This window comes from Flavobacterium sp. MMLR14_040 (genome assembly GCF_033657265.1).
Lineage (GTDB): Bacteria > Bacteroidota > Bacteroidia > Flavobacteriales > Flavobacteriaceae > Flavobacterium.
Map to the genome: position 1 here is coordinate 26,699 of NZ_JAWVWO010000033.1, position 16,612 is coordinate 43,310.

Here is a 16,612-nt window from a genome sequence, read left to right on the forward strand (position 1 = left end):
CTTTATGTTTAGTCAGGGACAATTAATATTCGCAATCTGTTTTTTTATCGCATTTGTAATAGTTATGATTTTTGCTTACCGAAAAGATCTTGCACTGCACAAAATTTTTTACAAAGGAAATTACAAAGTATTAATTGGTTTCTTACTTTTTATTGCGATTTTATTTGTCATCAAAATCTTTTTTAAAAGGTAATTCCGGAATTTATTTCTATATTTAAAAATATAAAAACAGAAGTCTGAGATTTATACTTAAATTTATTAATTCCCGTTCTGCCTAAATTTTTAATGATTATATCATAACAAAAAAGTACCGTTTTATTTTTGCGCTATTCGCCAGACTAGTAATAAAATTTATAACTTTACGAACCAAATAACCTGCACGATGAAGATTTTAAAATATCTATTTCTACTATCATTACTTACTCTAGTTGCCCTAACTGTATTTGTTGCTACTCAAAAAGGAATTTTTTCTATTGAGAGAAGCAAGGTGATTAATTCACCCCGAGCTACAGTTTATAACTATGTAAATGATTTTAGAAATTATGAAGATTTTGAATCATGGTCTCTGGAAGATCCTTCAATGAGAATGACTTTTCCAAATAAAACTATCGGAAACGGAGCTTCCTATTCATGGGAAGGCGCTGAAGGAATAGGAAGTGCTATTACGCTTAAAACAAAAGACGGCGAGAGTATTCAGCAAAAAATGAAATTTGACGGTACAGAAGCTGATGTGAACTGGACTTTTAAAGATACATTGGCTGGTAAAACTGTTGTAACCTGGAAAGCCAAAGGAACAATGAGTTTCTTGTTTAAAGTCTATACGGCCTTAAACGGCGGATCTGATAATGTTATTGGTACTATCTATGAAAAAAGTCTTGCTAACATTGACAAAAACTTAGATTACGAAACTAAAACTTTTACTGTAAAAGTAAATGGTGTTGTTAAAAAAACAGAGACTCCTTATATTAAACAAACTTTTACGAGTGAAATCTCTAAAGTAAATAAAAATGCCAGAGTCGTAATTCCGAAGCTGATTCATTTTAGCCAGACTAACGGATTGCATAATAATGGAAAACCATTTATTATCTACCATACTTACGACACAACGACAGGCCTTGCAAAAATTTCTATTTGTTTACCAATCAATAAAGAAATTTCGATAAGTGCAGGAAGTGATATTTTAGCTGGAAAATTAAATAGTTTCGAAGCTGTAAAAACCACATTAACGGGTGATTATTCACATACTAATGAAGCAATTACAAAAACAAGAGCTTTTATAAACAATGAAAAAATTGTTCCTGAATTGGGATGGTCGCATCTTGAAATTTTAACAGTTAGTAAATTGGATGTAAAAAGTCCGTCAAAATTAGTGACTGAAATTTATTTTCCAACAAAACCTAAAGTAGTTCCCGTTCCGGTTGAAACTCCGGTTTACAGTCCGCAAACCCAAACACAAGCACCGGCACAACAAAAACCAGCTGCTACAACAACTACACCTCCAGCTGCAAAAGAAGAAGAGCAATCTGAATTCTAAAAATAAATAAAAGGCAAATTAAACCTTTTGTTTTAAATTCATTCTAATAAGTTAAATGATAAAGCTTGACAAACGAGAAGGAATTTATCGCACAATTATTAGATCCTAAAACGCAAAACATTGCGTTTCAAAAACTCGTGTCTGATTATCAAAAACCACTGTATTCTCATGTTCGAAATATTGTTTTGAATCATGATGATGCCGATGACGTTTTGCAAAATACCTTAGTGAAGGTCTTTCAGTATTTAAAAAATTTTAAGGGAGAAAGTAAGCTTTTTTCCTGGATGTATCGTATTGCAACCAATGAAGCATTGACTTTTTTGAGCCAAAAAGCAAAATTAAACGGAATAACTTCTGAAGCTTTACAAAATAAAACAATCGACAATTTAAAAGCCGATACTTATTTTGATGGTGATGAGATTCAGATTAAACTTCAAAAAGCCATTGTAACATTGCCTGAAAAGCAGCAATTGGTGTTTAAAATGAAATATTTCCAGGAACTAAAATATGAAGAAATCGCAGAAATTCTGGGAACTTCGGTTGGAGCACTCAAAGCATCTTATCATCATGCAGTAAAAAAAATCGAATTATATGTTACATCAAATTAAACCTTTTGTTATAAAACATATCTTATAGACATTATGAAAACATTTAAATTAGAAAACGAACCGAAAATAACAACTGGATTTAAAACTCCGGATCATTATTTTGATGATTTTTCAGCAAAAGTTTTACAGCAAATTAACGAAACGAAAGAGGTAAAAGTAATTCCGATTTACAAACGTAAAAGCGTTCTCTCGATGCTTGCTGCTGCAGTTGTTTTTATAGGATTATTGATTCCGATAGTAAACAACTACAACAATACATCAAAAGAACTTGACGAAGCTACTTTGGAAACCTATTTAACTTATCAATCTAATTTGAATCAATATGATTTAATTAAAGAACTGGATACAAAAGACATTGATAAACTTAATAAAAGTGTTGCTCTTGAACAGGAAACACTGGAAGATATTTTATCTTCAAATCCAAACATTGAAAATTTAATTTCAGAATAAAAAAACTTAAAAGATGAAAATCAAAAATATACTACCGATTCTGCTGTTTTTAGTAAGTTTTTCATTTTATGCACAAAGTGATAAAGACGAAAAACGCGAAAAAATAAAAGCTTATAAAGTTTCTTTTTTAACGACAGAACTGGAACTTACTTCAACAGAAGCAGAAAAATTCTGGCCTATTTACAATACTTATGACGACAAACAATTTGAATTGCGTCATGATAAAATGAAAATGTATTTGCGAAAATTGGATGATGACAATATCAATATTTTATCTGAAAAAGACGCAGCAACACTTTTGGCACAAATAGAAAGCACTGATAAAGAATTGTATCTTTTGCGTGAAAAATACATGACGAATCTTAAAAAAGTCCTTTCGGCAAAAAAAATACTAAAGCTTAAAAAATCTGAAGATGATTTTAACCGCAAATTGCTAAAACAATATCGCGATAAAGCTGCCAAAAAAGAATAAAAGAAACAACAGCGACAAGGCCCCTATATAATAATACTTACTTTATTATTTAGGGGTCTTGTTATTTTAAAGCAATTAATAAAGACTAATTTAACCGCAAGGCACGCAAAATTTTTATAAACTGGTCTTTATAAAACGCACAGTTCGCAAAGCTAAATCAACAGCTTTGCGAACTTTGTGTTTCTAAACATAAGGTTAGATAAAATACTTTGCGAACTTTGCGGTAAAATCGTTAGTTACATAAACTACTATTTAAATCGAAGTCGGATTACTTTGTTAAAACCTGCAGCAATAGCCGTATTTCTATTAACAAAACGAATTGTAAAAAGTGTTGAATCTGTAGATAATTGTGTCCAGTTTTCACCACCATTTTGAGAGTATTGTATACCTTCTGAACCAACACATATAATTTCTTTGCCATTTCCGCCCGGAACATATTGTATGCAAGACGCGTATCCAAAACCCAACTCCTGACCTATTAATGTCCAGGTCAATCCTCCATCAACAGTGAAAGCTTTATTGTTTATTTTTTTATTTGGAAGATCATAATCTCCTCCGGCAATAAATCCGTGTTTAGAATCATAAAAATCGGCTGTAAAAATACCCGTCATTGCTTTTCCCTGCACGATTGGAGTTTCAATAACTTTCCACGTTTTTGCTTTATCGGCAGAGTAAAAAACACGTGCTTTTTTTCCTCCTGAAACCAGCCACGTATCATTTCCATTAATTACAATATTGGTGTTACTTGCTGCAAAAGCCGCCTCTCCTTGTGAGTTTGTTGGCAATTTATCTGACAATAATTTTGTCCATGTTTCACCACCGTCGCGGGTTACAATGATTGAAAATGTATCTTCTGTTGGATCTCCAATTGCAATACCTTCCTTATCATTCCAGAATTGCATACTATCGTAAAAAACTTTCGTATTGATTTCTTTATAAACTAATTTTACTTTTTGTGTTTTTTTAGAAACTTGATAAAGCAAAGCGGGATTTCCGACACTTAATAAGTATATGTTTTGTGAATTTTGTGCGATACTTCTAAATTCTAATTTTAAAGTATCACGATAAATATGTTCTTCAAATTTTTCGTTTTTATCTAAATCATAATAGCCAAAGCGAGAATTATCTCCCCCATACCACACTTTATTTTTATCAATTAAGATGGCTCTGATGCTAATCTTATCCTTAAACAAAGTATCTATCTGAACTGAAGTAAAACCACCAGCTAAAGCTTGTTGTTCGTTGTAATTCAGTGTTTTAAAAGACACTATTAAAACAAATACAGTGCAAAATAAAAGTACTTTTTTCATATAGATTAGTTTTTTTTTATTGCTAAAATACAATTATTTATAACATATAAAAGAGCTTTCATTTATTTTTCTGGCACAGTAATTGGATATCCAACAATATTAAACTTAATATGATTTTATCATGAAAACGAAACTACTTATAATAGCGCTAATAGCAATAGGTTTTGGATCTTGTAAAGCGCAAAGCCAAACTACTGTTTATGCAAAAAATTCAGATATAAGTGACAACCTTGACCTTAGAGCTGTTGCCTCTATGTTTGGAGATTCAGATAATCTTCAGGATTTTGAAAGAAGATTGAACGATCCTAAATATCAAATTTCAAACCTTGACTTAAATGGTGACGACCAGGTCGATTATTTACGTGTAATAGAATCTGTAGAAGACAGAACTCACGTCGTAATTATTCAAGCTGTGCTTGACCGTGATGTGTATCAGGATATTGCAACTATAGATATTGAAAGAGACAATTCTAATAAAGTTGTCGTTCAGGTTGTGGGTAACAGTTATTTATATGGAGACAATTACATTTACGAGCCTGTGTATAGTGTAGCACCAGTAATTTATACTTCGTTTTGGGTAACGAATTACAGACCATATTATTCAACTTGGGGATGGAATGTTTATCCAACATATTATTCTGCATGGAGACCTTACCCAATTTACAGATATAGAAATAACGTTAATGTTTGTATCAACGTAAACAACCACTACAACTATGTAAACACACGTAGAAGTTACAGAGCACCTGTTATTTATCAAACAAGACGTAGTTATGGTTATGAAACAATGCGCCCTAACTATGGTTTCTCTCAAAGACATTCAAATGTAAACAACCGTTATGAGTTAGATCAAAGACGTGTTGCAAGCAGAGAAACAAACAGAGGTTCAAATACATATAACACAAACAGAACTAATTCTAACAGAGTTTCCGGTTCTGACAACAGAGCAACAACAAACAGAAATTACACAGAAAACAGATCAGCAACAAACAGAAGTTACAATTCTGAAAGAGCTAACACAAGTAGAAATAATTCGGCTACGACAAGTACTCCTTCAAGAGTTGAAAATAATACACAAAGAACTGAATCAAGAGGATATTCAAGCGAAAACAGATCTAATACAAACAGAACTTCTACAGCTTCTCAACAAACGCAGCCTACAAGAAGTTATTCTGAAAACAGATCAAATTCAAGCAGACCAGCCTCTGTGCCTCAACAGACACAGCCATCAAGAAGTTATTCTGAAAGCAGCAGATCAAGTTCTAATAATAATTCATCAAGAGCACAAAGTCCTCAAAATACGCAACGTTCTGAATCTCCAAGAGCTAGCCAGGAATCAAGAAGCAGCCAGCCGCAAAGAGGAGAAAGCGGATCTAACTCATCAAGAGGCGGAGGAAGAAGAGGTTAATAAATTCTTATTTCTTAATAAAAAATTAAAGCACAATTTGACGATTGTGCTTTTTTTTATCTTTTTACTTTTAATTACCGCTAATTTGTTTTAAAACAGTAAATTTGCAACCGTCTTTTATAAAAATATACATGAGCGCAGCACATAAAAACTTACACAGTAAGTTGTCTATTGGGGGTTTATTAATCACACTAGGAATTATTTATGGAGATATTGGTACCTCTCCATTGTATGTAATGAAAGCCATCCTTGGCGAACATGCCATTACTGCGGATATCGTTTTAGGAGGTATTTCATGTGTTTTTTGGACATTAACATTACAAACTACTATAAAATATGTACTTATTACCTTAAGCGCTGACAATCACGGCGAAGGTGGTATTTTTGCTTTATATGCACTAGTCAAAAAAACAAAAATTCAGTGGCTTATTGTTCCTGCAATTATTGGTGGTAGCGCTTTGCTGGCAGACGGAATTATTACACCGCCCATCTCCGTATCATCTGCTATAGAAGGAATAAAAACGTACTATCCTGAAATAAATACTATTCCCATCGTTATCGGAATTTTATTTGTTTTATTTACAATTCAACAATTTGGTACTAAGCTAGTTGGTAAGTTTTTCGCACCAATGATGTTAATTTGGTTCACCATGCTGGGAACTTTAGGAGTTATTCAAATTACACAACATCCTGAGGTTATAAAAGCCATCAACCCTTATTATGCTTATCATTTACTGCAAGTACATCCGGAAGGATTTTTCGTTCTTGGTCTAGTATTTTTATGTACAACCGGAGCCGAAGCTTTGTACTCAGATATGGGGCACTGCGGAAGAAAAAATATTAGAATAAGCTGGATTTTTGTAAAACTAACTTTAGTATTAAACTACTTTGGACAGGCAGCTTATTTAATTCACCATGAAGGTCAAACTTTACAGACTTTGGGTGGAGAAAACGGAAATCCATTTTACTTAATCATGCCGGATTGGTTTCAGCCTGTGGGGATTATTATAGCAACTTTGGCGGCAGTAATTGCGTCTCAAGCTTTAATTAGCGGATCGTTTACTTTGATTAACGAGGCCATGCGATTGAATTTCTGGCCAAAAGTAAAAATCAAATATCCTACTGAAGTAAAAGGACAATTGTATATTCCGTCTATTAACTGGTTATTGTTTTTTGGTTGTGTGGGAATCGTTCTTCACTTCGAAAAATCAAGTAATATGGAGCATGCCTACGGTTTAGCAATCGTATTATGTATGATCATGACTACTATTTTGCTGAACTATTACTTAATCATGAAAAGAATAAAATTGTATTTCATGGTTCCATTAATAACTGTTTATTTATTGATCGAATTTAGCTTTTTGATTGCCAATGTTACCAAATTTGCCGAAGGTGGTTACGTAACTTTAATCATAGCAGCAATTTTGATTTCGATCATGACCATTTGGTATCTGGCTAAAAAAATCAATAAAAACTACACTAAAATCGTTAAGATTGACGATTACAAAAAAGTATTAGTTGAGCTAAGCAAAGATTTATCGATACCAAAATATGCTACGCATTTAGTTTATATGACCAATGCCAATCGTGTTGACGAATTAGAACAAAAAGTAATGTATTCTATATTACAAAAACGTCCTAAAAGAGCTGACATTTACTGGTTTGTACATGTAAATATTTTAACTGAACCATACAAAACACAATACAAAGTAACTGAAATTGCAAAAGACGATATTTACAGAGTTGATTTTAATTTAGGTTTCAGAGAGCCAACAAAAATCAATTTGATGTTTCGTGAAGTAATCAGAGATATGGTAAAAAATGGCGAAGTAGATATTACAAGCCGTTACGAATCATTAAACAAAAACAATATTATTGGCGACTTTAAATTTGTATTGTCTGAGAAGTTTTTATCAAACGACAACGATTTAAGATGGCACGAGAATATTATCATGAATTCTTATTTCTTCATTAAAAAATTAAGTTTGTCTGAAGAAAGAGCTTTCGGTTTAGATAGTAGTTCTGTAAAAATAGAGAAATTCCCAATGGTGCTTCATGCGCCGGAAAATATTGGATTAACGCGAATTATAAAATAAAAGTTATTCCAAAATAAATTCAGAAAACACTCTTTTAAACTTTATTAGAGTGTTTTTTTTCTTTTTAATGAAAGTTGAAACCACAATTAGAATTAAAAATTTAACTTTCAATCAATTAATAGTACCTTTGCAACTCAAATAATAAAAATGAGATTACACAGAAATTTAGTTTATACTACCATCGATTCTTTAAATGCAATTTTCAATGAAGGAGAATATGCAGACAAAGTGGTAGCAAGAGCCTTAAAAAAAGACAAACGTTGGGGAAGTTCTGACAGGAAGTTTGTTGCTGAAACAATATACGAAATTGTTCGTTGGAAAAGATTATACGCTGAAATTGCCGAAGTTAAAGAACCATTTGACAGAGAGAATTTATGGAGAATGTTTGCTGTTTGGGCAGTTTTAAGAGGATATCCAATTCCGGATTGGAAACAATTAGAAGGAACACCTGAAAGAAAAATAAAAGGACGTTTTGACGAACTTTCAAAAGTTAGAGCATTCAAAGAATCTATTCCGGACTGGATGGATGAATTGGGTGTAAAAGAATTAGGCGAAAAAGTTTGGTCTAAAGAAATCGCTGCTCAAAACCAGCCTGCTAAAGTTATTTTAAGAACAAATACACTTAAAGGAACGAAAGAAAACCTGAGAAATACGTTGATGGATTTAAATATTGAAACAGAATATTTAAAAGATCAGCCGGAAGCTTTAGTTTTAAAAGAAAGAGCCAATGTGTTTTTAACAGACGCTTTTAAACAAGGCCTTTTTGAGGTTCAGGATGCCAACTCACAATTAGTGGCTGGTTTTCTGGATGTAAAACCAGGAATGCGTGTTGTAGATACTTGCGCCGGAGCTGGTGGAAAAACATTGCATATTGCTTCTTTGATGGAAAACAAAGGACAATTGATTGCAATGGATTTGTACGAAAGTAAATTGAAACAATTGAAGTTAAGAGCCAAAAGAAATGGTGCTTTTAATATTGAATATCGTATTATTGACACTACAAAAGTGATCAAAAAATTACACGAAAAAGCAGACAGAGTTTTAATTGATGCGCCTTGCAGTGGTTTAGGAGTACTAAAAAGAAATCCTGATGCAAAATGGAAATTACAGCCTGAGTTTATCGACAACATTCGTAAAGTTCAATCTGAAGTTTTAGAAAGTTATTCTAAAATTGTAAAACCAGGCGGAAAATTAGTTTATGCAACATGTTCTGTTTTACCATCGGAAAATCAGGAGCAGGTTGAAAAATTCCTGAAAACTGAAATAGGAAAACAATTTAGTTTTATAAAAGACCGTAAAATTTTAGCCTCAGAATCTGGGTTTGATGGTTTTTATATGGCACTTTTGGAAAGAAAGGAATAAGGAAATAAAATTCCAAAATTTATAAATTCCAAATTCCAATTATTAGATTAAATCTCAAAAAATTAAATCCCAAATCCCAACTGTAAAATTGGAATTTGGGATTTTTTTTATTGGAATTTTATACTAAACTCGGTTTTCTTAATAATTTACCATTTTCGTTTTCTTTAAATTTTGGAACAAAAACAATTTCTTTTGGTTTTTCATATTTGTCCAGAACGTCAAAAAAATCAGATGCAAAATCTTGTTTTTCACCTTCGACAACCAAAATCAATTTTTCACCCAAAACAGTATCCGGAATTCCTGTTACAAAAAATCTGGAATTAATTTTATCAATCAGCTTTGCTTCTATTTGCTCCGGAATCAATTTTACTCCACCGCTATTGACAACATTATCAATTCTTCCTAAAAAAATAAACTGATTTTCTCTTATTATTTCTACCAAGTCATTAGTTACTATTGGTTCTTCAGAAATCGTATCGACAGTGACAACAAGACAACCTCGATCGTCCTGAGTAATTTTCACGTTTGGCAAAACGGTAAAAACGTTTTCTCCTACCCTTCTTGCAGCAATATGAGTAATGGTTTCCGTCATACCATAAGTTTCATAAACTTCTGTTTTTAAAGGTAAAACTTTTTCCTCAAGAGATGAATCCATCTTGGCTCCGCCAACAATCAGTTTTTTAACATTTTGCAAAGCTTCAATTGAATTTTGAACTTGTAAAGGCACCATTGCAACAAAATCATATTTAGTTGTGTTTAAAGCTAATGGATGCGTGCTCGGTTCAACAATATCTAAATCAAGGCCTAAAATAAAACTGCGAACCAGCATCATTTTACCGGCAATAAATTTTACCGGCAAACAAAGTAAAGCTTTGTCACGAGGCTCTAATTCGAAAAAATCCCCGGTAGCCAATGCAGATTGAATCATGGCCTGCTTTTGCAGTTTTACCACTTTTGGCAATCCCGTTGTTCCCGAAGTTCTCATTTCGATATAATCTTTATCATCGAACCAATCCAATAAAAACTCTCCTATCGCTCTATCATTTGCATCGCCTTCTTTTATATAATCATAACCCACGCGACGCAATTCAGCTGCCGTTAAATGATATCCGTTTATCTTAAAATAATTGTGAACATTTTTATGTGTTAACTGTAACATATATTATTTAATTTGATGATTCTACTACGTTTATTTTTCCAGTTAATTTTTCTTTCCAGTTGCTCCAATTGTATTTTTTAGTAAAAATAAAAAGCAAAATAGGATAAACCACGACCACAGGCAGAATAACATCCATACCCGCAGATGGTTCTGATAAATCTATAAAAACAGAATGTGTTTGAAAAACCGTCCAATCTGAAGTTACCAATAAAGCACCTACCAAATTATTAGCAGCATGAAAACCTAATGCCAATTCCATTCCTTCATCCATAAGAGTAATTACTCCCAAAAAGAGGCCCGTACCGATGTAATAAATCATAATGATATATCCCATCTTTGTTACTTCAGGATTAAAAACATGCATAGATCCAAAAATTAGTGAAGTCATCAATAATGGAAACCATTTATTTAGAGATAAATTGGCAAATCCCTGCATTAAATATCCTCTAAAAACATACTCCTCGGTACTGGTTTGTATCGGAATTAAAATAGAACCAACAGCTACCAAAATTAAAAACGGAACTAATTTAAAATTCCACACAAAATTTTCCGGAGCCCTGAAATAAATTACAAAAAAGCTAATTACTGAAAAAATCGCCCATAAAATGAAGGAAAAGAAAACCCTCTCCCAATCTATTTTTTGACGTGACGTTGTAATAGACAAAAGAGTTTGATTGTGCAGGTATTTTACAACGAAATAAATTCCCGCAAAGGCAAAGGCAAAAGATATCATCACCAAAAACAAGGTCAGATTGGGTTCAAACATTTTCATTACTTCAGCATTATCCGTTGGAAAAACAGCTTTATCTTTAAAACTTTTATACAGAACTGCGACAGAAAAAGGAATTTGACCAATAAACGATGCCGTAATAATAATGACTGATCCAATAAGGTATTTCCAAAATTTATTTTCGGGCTTAATTCCTTGTTCTAAAAACATATATTAAAAATTTAAAAAATGAGAAATAATATCTTTTAAAGTTATGATATATTTATTGCTTTTAAAAGATATATGATAAATAAGTAAATCTTACTTTTGGTGTAGCTAAAATACCTAAATTTTACTTTAACTGCCTTACAACATATTAAAATTAACAAAATGATACAAATTTATCATAATCCGCGTTGCGGAAAATCAAGAACTTGTCTTGCATTTATTGATCAGTCAAATCAGGAATATGAAATTATTCCGTATTTAACGCAAACGCCATCTTTTGAGGAATTAAAATCTTTATTACAAAAATTAGATTTGCAACCTATTCAATTAGTGAGAATTAAAGAAAAAATTTGGATCGAAAATTATAAAGGGAAAACAATGAATGATGATGAAATTATTCAGTCGATGATTGAAAATCCTATTTTAATTGAGCGTCCAATTGTGGTAAAAGACGGGAAAGCTATTATAGGAAGAGATCCTGATTTGGTTGCTGCCTTTTTAGATTGATTATAAAGAAGCGTATTAACATTTTTTTGTGATTTTTCTCTTTAAACCAAAAGCTACATTTGCGGTCTAAAAAGAAAAAGAAACCAGAAAAAACAATGAAACAAATCAAATTTGCTGTATTACTTGTATTGCTTTTTACAAGTTTTTACAATTATGCGCAACAACCACCCGCGGGACGAAACAAGGTAAAAGTTACCGGGAAAGTTTTCGAAAAAGTGAGTAAACAACCACTTGAATATGCAACAATTTCGATAATGGCGCCTAACGATACGAAAGTTATTGCCGGAGGAATAACCAACCCGAAAGGTGAATTTGAAGTTGCTGTTGCACCTGGAACTTACGACATTAAAATTGAGTTTATTTCGTTTAAAGCAAACGAAATTAAACAAAAAAGCATTGAGGATGATACTAATTTAGGTGTAGTAAACCTGTCTGAAGATGCGGCTCAGTTGAATGAAGTTGTAGTTCGTGCCGAAAAATCGACAGTAGAAATAAAACTAGATAAAAAAGTTTACAACGTTGGTCAGGATATGATCGTTAAGGGCGGAACTGTAAGTGATGTTTTGGATAACGTTCCTTCGGTTTCTGTTGATACAGAAGGAAATGTAAGCTTAAGAGGAAGTGATAATATCCGTATTTTAATTGACGGAAGACCTTCAAACGCTATCAATGTTGCCGAAGCTTTACGTCAGCTTCCGGCAGATGCTATTGATAAAGTAGAAGTTATTACAAACCCATCGGCTCGTTATGATGCTGAAGGTGGTTCCGGAATCATTAATATTGTCCTTAAAAAAGGAAAAAATCAAGGTTTTAATGGTACTTTAATTGCATCAACCGGTTTACCTGAAACTTATGGATTAACTGCGAATGTGAATTATAAAACAGAAAAATTAAACTATTTCACAACTGCCGGTTACAACTATAGAACAAATGAAGGAGCCGGCCAGACAAATTCAGAATATCTTAATTCGGATGGTACCACAAAAAGCTTCTTAGACGAAGATCGTGATACCAAACGTACCCGAAATGGATTTAACGGAAGAGCTGGAGTTGAGTGGACACTAACTCCTACAACATTTTGGACAAATGCCATCAATTACCAAAAAAATAATGGTGAAGACAGGGATTTGATCAACTATTATAATTATGATGCTGACAGAGTTTTTACAGGAACCACGTATCGTTTAAATAATGGTGATACGGAAAGTGAAAATCTAGAATTTACTTCAAACTTAATAAAAAACTTCAACGATAAAGGGCATAAATTAACTGCCGATCTTTCTATTTCAAGAAATACAGACGACAGTAATAGTACTATTACAGATTCACCAAGATTTGATACAACTTTAAATGATCAAATTCAAAAGCAGGTCTTATTGCAGGCTGATTATGTATTGCCTCTGGGTAAAGGCGGTCAGTTTGAAGCTGGTTATAAAGGAAGCTTTGGTGATTTGAATAATGTTTATAATGTAACAGATAGTCAAGGTGTCGTAAACACTAATTTATCTAATACCTTAGAATACAAAGAAAACATCAATGCGCTCTATACACAATATGGCTTTAAAGTAAATAAATTCTCTTATTTATTTGGCTTAAGATGGGAAGACACTAATATCGAAGTTAACTTATTAGACAACAGCGATTTTAATACTAAAAAATACAACAACTTATTTCCAAGTGCTTTTATTAGTTACGAAATCTCAGATCAAAGTAATTTCTCAGCAAGTTACAGCAAGCGTTTATCCAGACCAAGAGGTCGCTTTATGAACCCCGCAGTAAACTATGCCAGCAACATTAATATCTTTCAGGGAAACCCAGACTTAGACCCTTCTTTAACAGACAAATATGACATTGGATACATCAAAAGATGGGATAAAGTAACCTTTAATACCTCTGCATATTTTGAAGATACAAAAGATGTTTTCAGCTTTGTAAGATCTCCTACAGGAGATGAAGTTAATGGAGTTCCGGTAATCAAAAGTTCTCCTATTAACTTAGGAAAGGAGCAAAAATTTGGTTTCGAATTTACCTTTAATTATACACCATTTAAATGGTGGAAATTAAACAGTAATTTCAACTTTTTTAATGTAAAAACAACTGGAGAAAACAGCTATACAGATACACAAGGAAATCTTATTGTTCAGAATTTAGACAATCAGGCTAATTCATGGTTTGCAAGAGTGAATTCTAAAGTTACATTACCATACAAAATTGACTGGCAGTTGACAGGGATGTATAATGGAGAACAAAAAACAGCCCAAGGTAAGAATTTAGGCATGTTCGGAATGAATACAGCTTTTAGCAAAGATGTATTAAAAGACAAAGCTACAATTGCATTCAATATCAGCGATATCTTTAATTCCAGAAAAATGAGATCTTACACCTATCTGGATGATGTAAATTCATACAGTGAATTCCAATTCCGTAAACGTCAGTTTAATTTGTCATTCACGTACCGTTTCAACAAAGCAAAAGGTGAAAGAGATAAAAACATGCCTAAAAACAATGAAGGCGGCGGAGAAGGCGGAGGAGAATTTCCAGGATAACTTAAATTAAATTCAAATTTTTTAAATTCCAAATTTCAATTACTAAGACTTTATAATTAAGGTTTTAGAAAATTGGAATTTAGAATTTTCTTTTATTGAAATTTTATTTTTACTGGAATTTGGAATTTAAAAAAGTGGAATTTATTTTTTTTGCATAAAAAAAAGGACTCGTAAAACGGGTCCTTTTTTATGAAATCAATTTAAAATTAAATCGATTGTTCTTGTCTTTTCTTTGCTCTTTTCTCTTTGAACATTTCCCAGCTAGCGCCCGTAACCCAATAAGATACGAAACCAACTAAGAAAAACATCAACCAAAACCCTATAGTTAGTATGGTCAAGAAAAGTAAAAAACCTAAGTACTGTGAAAATTCAAACATGTTTTCCGGAATTTTTGAATGTAAGGACAAATGTAAGTTTTATATTTTTCGTTAGCAATAAAATCCAAATCAATTTTCGTAAAATCACAATTATCCGTATATTTAAACTCATTTTAAATAAGGGTTTTTCACGATAATTATTTAACTATCTAAACAAGAACATTATGAGTGTTTTCAGGAGCTGTTTCCTGCTGTCCTTCCAATCTTTTGTGCCGAACCCCGGCACAAAAGGATTTTCCCTCCCATCAGGGCTAGGCAATCGTTTTCAAAAGAAATTTTAAACATCAAAAATAAAAAATCTGTTTTAATCAGCGTTTTTACGAAGTAAATCAGCGTCATCCGCGTCCCATTTACACAACAAACAACAAACAATAATCATATATACAACAAAAATGAAATACAGAATAGAAAAAGACACCATGGGCGAAGTTCAGGTCCCTGCCGATAAATATTGGGGTGCACAAACAGAACGTTCCAGAAATAATTTCAAAATTGGTCCATCGGCATCTATGCCTCAGGAAATTATAGAAGGTTTTGCTTATCTTAAAAAAGCGGCCGCTTATGCCAATCACGATTTGGGCGTTTTGCCAATCGAAAAACGTGATGCAATTGCAGCTGTTTGCGATGAAATTTTAGAAGGAAAATTAGACGATCAATTTCCGCTTGTAATCTGGCAAACCGGTTCAGGTACGCAAAGCAACATGAATGTAAATGAAGTGATTGCAAATCGCGCTCAGGTTGTTAAAGGTTTTGAAATTGGCGAAGGCGAACAATTTATAAAAGCAAATGATGATGTAAATAAATCGCAGTCCTCCAACGATACTTTTCCAACCGGAATGCATATTGCGGCTTACAAAATGATTGTAGAAACTACAATTCCCGGCGTCGAAAAACTGCACGCTACTTTATCCGCGAAAGCGAAAGAATTTGCAGACGTTGTAAAAATCGGTCGTACGCACCTTATGGACGCAACACCATTAACTTTGGGTCAGGAAATTTCTGGATATGCCGCTCAATTAGCATTCGGATTAAAAGCTTTAAAAAACACTTTAGCCCATTTGTCTGAAATCGCTTTAGGCGGAACAGCCGTTGGAACCGGATTGAATACTCCAAAAGGTTACGACGTAAAAGTGGCCGAATATATTGCGCAATTTACCAATCATCCTTTTGTAACTGCAGAGAATAAATTTGAAGCTTTGGCCGCTCACGATGCCATTGTTGAAACGCACGGTGCTTTAAAACAATTGGCCGTTTCTTTAAACAAAATTGCCAATGATGTTAGAATGCTGGCTTCTGGCCCACGTTCCGGAATTGGCGAAATTCATATTCCAGAGAACGAACCCGGATCTTCTATTATGCCCGGAAAAGTAAATCCAACACAATGTGAAGCTTTAACGATGGTTTGTGCACAAGTTATTGGAAATGACATGGCAATTGCCGTTGGTGGAATGCAGGGACATTATGAACTGAATGTTTTTAAACCTGTTATGGCTGCTAATTTCCTTCAATCTGCCAGATTATTGGGCGACGCTTGTGTTTCATTCGACGAGCATTGTGCTCAGGGAATTGAACCTAACTACAAACGCATCAAAGAATTAGTTGACAATTCATTAATGCTTGTTACGGCTTTAAATACTAAAATTGGTTATTATAAAGCAGCCGAAATCGCTCAAACCGCACACAAAAACGGAACTACTCTTAAAGACGAAGCCGTTCGTTTGGGTTATGTAACTCCAGATGATTTTGATGCCTGGGTGAAACCGGAGGAGATGGTTTAATTGATTTTAGATTTTAGATTTTAGATTTTAGATTTTAGATTTTAGATTTTAGATTTTAGATTTTAGAT

14 protein-coding genes are annotated in these 16,612 nt (G+C 33.0%); 11 read left to right on the forward strand and 3 right to left on the reverse strand.

The annotated features are described in order from the left end of the window. Window positions 1-4: 4 nt before the first annotated feature. From SD960_RS23310 to SD960_RS23330, 5 genes are all read left to right on the forward strand, one after another. Window positions 5-193 (forward strand): hypothetical protein, encoded by a 189-nt coding sequence (locus SD960_RS23310; RefSeq protein ID WP_302097424.1) that lies wholly within the window; start codon window positions 5-7, stop codon window positions 191-193. A 189-nt stretch (window positions 194-382) separates the two neighbouring features. Continuing rightward, window positions 383-1,534: an SRPBCC family protein gene (locus tag SD960_RS23315; RefSeq protein ID WP_318806273.1), complete on the forward strand. Its 1,152-nt coding sequence runs from the start codon at window positions 383-385 to the stop codon at window positions 1,532-1,534. Between the two features lie 65 nt (window positions 1,535-1,599). Then, on the forward strand, window positions 1,600-2,142 hold the full coding sequence (locus SD960_RS23320; RefSeq protein ID WP_318806274.1) for a sigma-70 family RNA polymerase sigma factor: 543 nt from the start codon (window positions 1,600-1,602) through the stop codon (window positions 2,140-2,142). Between the two features lie 33 nt (window positions 2,143-2,175). Then, window positions 2,176-2,592, forward strand: a complete 417-nt coding sequence (locus SD960_RS23325; protein ID WP_318806275.1) for a hypothetical protein — start codon at window positions 2,176-2,178, stop codon at window positions 2,590-2,592. A 13-nt stretch (window positions 2,593-2,605) separates the two neighbouring features. Then, window positions 2,606-3,064 (forward strand): sensor of ECF-type sigma factor, encoded by a 459-nt coding sequence (locus tag SD960_RS23330; protein ID WP_318806276.1) that lies wholly within the window; start codon window positions 2,606-2,608, stop codon window positions 3,062-3,064. Window positions 3,065-3,312: 248 nt separating this feature from the next. On the opposite strand, the gene SD960_RS23335 is transcribed toward SD960_RS23330, so the two are convergent. Next, window positions 3,313-4,374 (reverse strand): oxidoreductase, encoded by a 1,062-nt coding sequence (locus tag SD960_RS23335; RefSeq protein WP_318806277.1) that lies wholly within the window; start codon window positions 4,372-4,374, stop codon window positions 3,313-3,315. 121 nt (window positions 4,375-4,495) lie between these two features. On the opposite strand from SD960_RS23335, the gene SD960_RS23340 reads away from it, so the two are divergent. From SD960_RS23340 to SD960_RS23350, 3 genes are all read left to right on the forward strand, one after another. After that, window positions 4,496-5,782, forward strand: coding sequence for a hypothetical protein (locus SD960_RS23340; protein WP_318806278.1), 1,287 nt, complete (start codon window positions 4,496-4,498; stop codon window positions 5,780-5,782). Between the two features lie 131 nt (window positions 5,783-5,913). Then, window positions 5,914-7,878, forward strand: a complete 1,965-nt coding sequence (locus SD960_RS23345) for a KUP/HAK/KT family potassium transporter (protein ID WP_318806279.1) — start codon at window positions 5,914-5,916, stop codon at window positions 7,876-7,878. A gap of 147 nt (window positions 7,879-8,025) precedes the next feature. Then, complete coding sequence (locus SD960_RS23350) at window positions 8,026-9,240, forward strand: RsmB/NOP family class I SAM-dependent RNA methyltransferase (RefSeq protein WP_318806280.1); 1,215 nt, start codon at window positions 8,026-8,028, stop codon at window positions 9,238-9,240. A 118-nt stretch (window positions 9,241-9,358) separates the two neighbouring features. Here SD960_RS23350 and SD960_RS23355 read toward each other — a convergent pair whose 3' ends face one another. Both SD960_RS23355 and SD960_RS23360 read right to left on the reverse strand, forming a co-directional pair. Then, window positions 9,359-10,399, reverse strand: a complete 1,041-nt coding sequence (locus SD960_RS23355; RefSeq protein ID WP_318806281.1) for an AMP-binding protein — start codon at window positions 10,397-10,399, stop codon at window positions 9,359-9,361. A gap of 7 nt (window positions 10,400-10,406) precedes the next feature. After that, a complete protein-coding gene (locus tag SD960_RS23360) occupies window positions 10,407-11,339 on the reverse strand; it encodes a CPBP family intramembrane glutamic endopeptidase (RefSeq protein WP_318806282.1) in 933 nt (310 codons plus the stop codon). Window positions 11,340-11,498: 159 nt separating this feature from the next. Between SD960_RS23360 and SD960_RS23365 the strand changes: the two genes are divergently transcribed. The 3 genes from SD960_RS23365 to fumC all read left to right on the forward strand — a co-directional run bounded on the left by SD960_RS23365 (window position 11,499) and on the right by fumC (window position 16,544). After that, entirely contained in the window at window positions 11,499-11,843 is a 345-nt protein-coding gene (locus SD960_RS23365; protein WP_318806283.1) for an arsenate reductase family protein, read from the forward strand. Between the two features lie 95 nt (window positions 11,844-11,938). Then, window positions 11,939-14,389: an outer membrane beta-barrel family protein gene (locus SD960_RS23370; RefSeq protein ID WP_318806284.1), complete on the forward strand. Its 2,451-nt coding sequence runs from the start codon at window positions 11,939-11,941 to the stop codon at window positions 14,387-14,389. A gap of 769 nt (window positions 14,390-15,158) precedes the next feature. After that, on the forward strand, window positions 15,159-16,544 hold the full coding sequence (gene fumC / locus SD960_RS23375) for a class II fumarate hydratase (protein ID WP_318806286.1): 1,386 nt from the start codon (window positions 15,159-15,161) through the stop codon (window positions 16,542-16,544). Window positions 16,545-16,612: the final 68 nt, after the last annotated feature.

Coding starts and splice junctions, on each gene's coding strand:
- SD960_RS23345 (WP_318806279.1), top strand. CDS start 5,914: ATGAGCGCAGCACATAAAAACTTACACAGTAAGTTGTCTATTGGGGGT.
- SD960_RS23370 (WP_318806284.1), top strand. CDS start 11,939: ATGAAACAAATCAAATTTGCTGTATTACTTGTATTGCTTTTTACAAGT.
- fumC (WP_318806286.1), top strand. CDS start 15,159: ATGAAATACAGAATAGAAAAAGACACCATGGGCGAAGTTCAGGTCCCT.
- SD960_RS23360 (WP_318806282.1), bottom strand. CDS start 11,339: ATGTTTTTAGAACAAGGAATTAAGCCCGAAAATAAATTTTGGAAATAC.
- SD960_RS23365 (WP_318806283.1), top strand. CDS start 11,499: ATGATACAAATTTATCATAATCCGCGTTGCGGAAAATCAAGAACTTGT.
- SD960_RS23355 (WP_318806281.1), bottom strand. CDS start 10,399: ATGTTACAGTTAACACATAAAAATGTTCACAATTATTTTAAGATAAAC.
- SD960_RS23350 (WP_318806280.1), top strand. CDS start 8,026: ATGAGATTACACAGAAATTTAGTTTATACTACCATCGATTCTTTAAAT.
- SD960_RS23335 (WP_318806277.1), bottom strand. CDS start 4,374: ATGAAAAAAGTACTTTTATTTTGCACTGTATTTGTTTTAATAGTGTCT.
- SD960_RS23330 (WP_318806276.1), top strand. CDS start 2,606: ATGAAAATCAAAAATATACTACCGATTCTGCTGTTTTTAGTAAGTTTT.
- SD960_RS23340 (WP_318806278.1), top strand. CDS start 4,496: ATGAAAACGAAACTACTTATAATAGCGCTAATAGCAATAGGTTTTGGA.
- SD960_RS23325 (WP_318806275.1), top strand. CDS start 2,176: ATGAAAACATTTAAATTAGAAAACGAACCGAAAATAACAACTGGATTT.
- SD960_RS23315 (WP_318806273.1), top strand. CDS start 383: ATGAAGATTTTAAAATATCTATTTCTACTATCATTACTTACTCTAGTT.
- SD960_RS23310 (WP_302097424.1), top strand. CDS start 5: ATGTTTAGTCAGGGACAATTAATATTCGCAATCTGTTTTTTTATCGCA.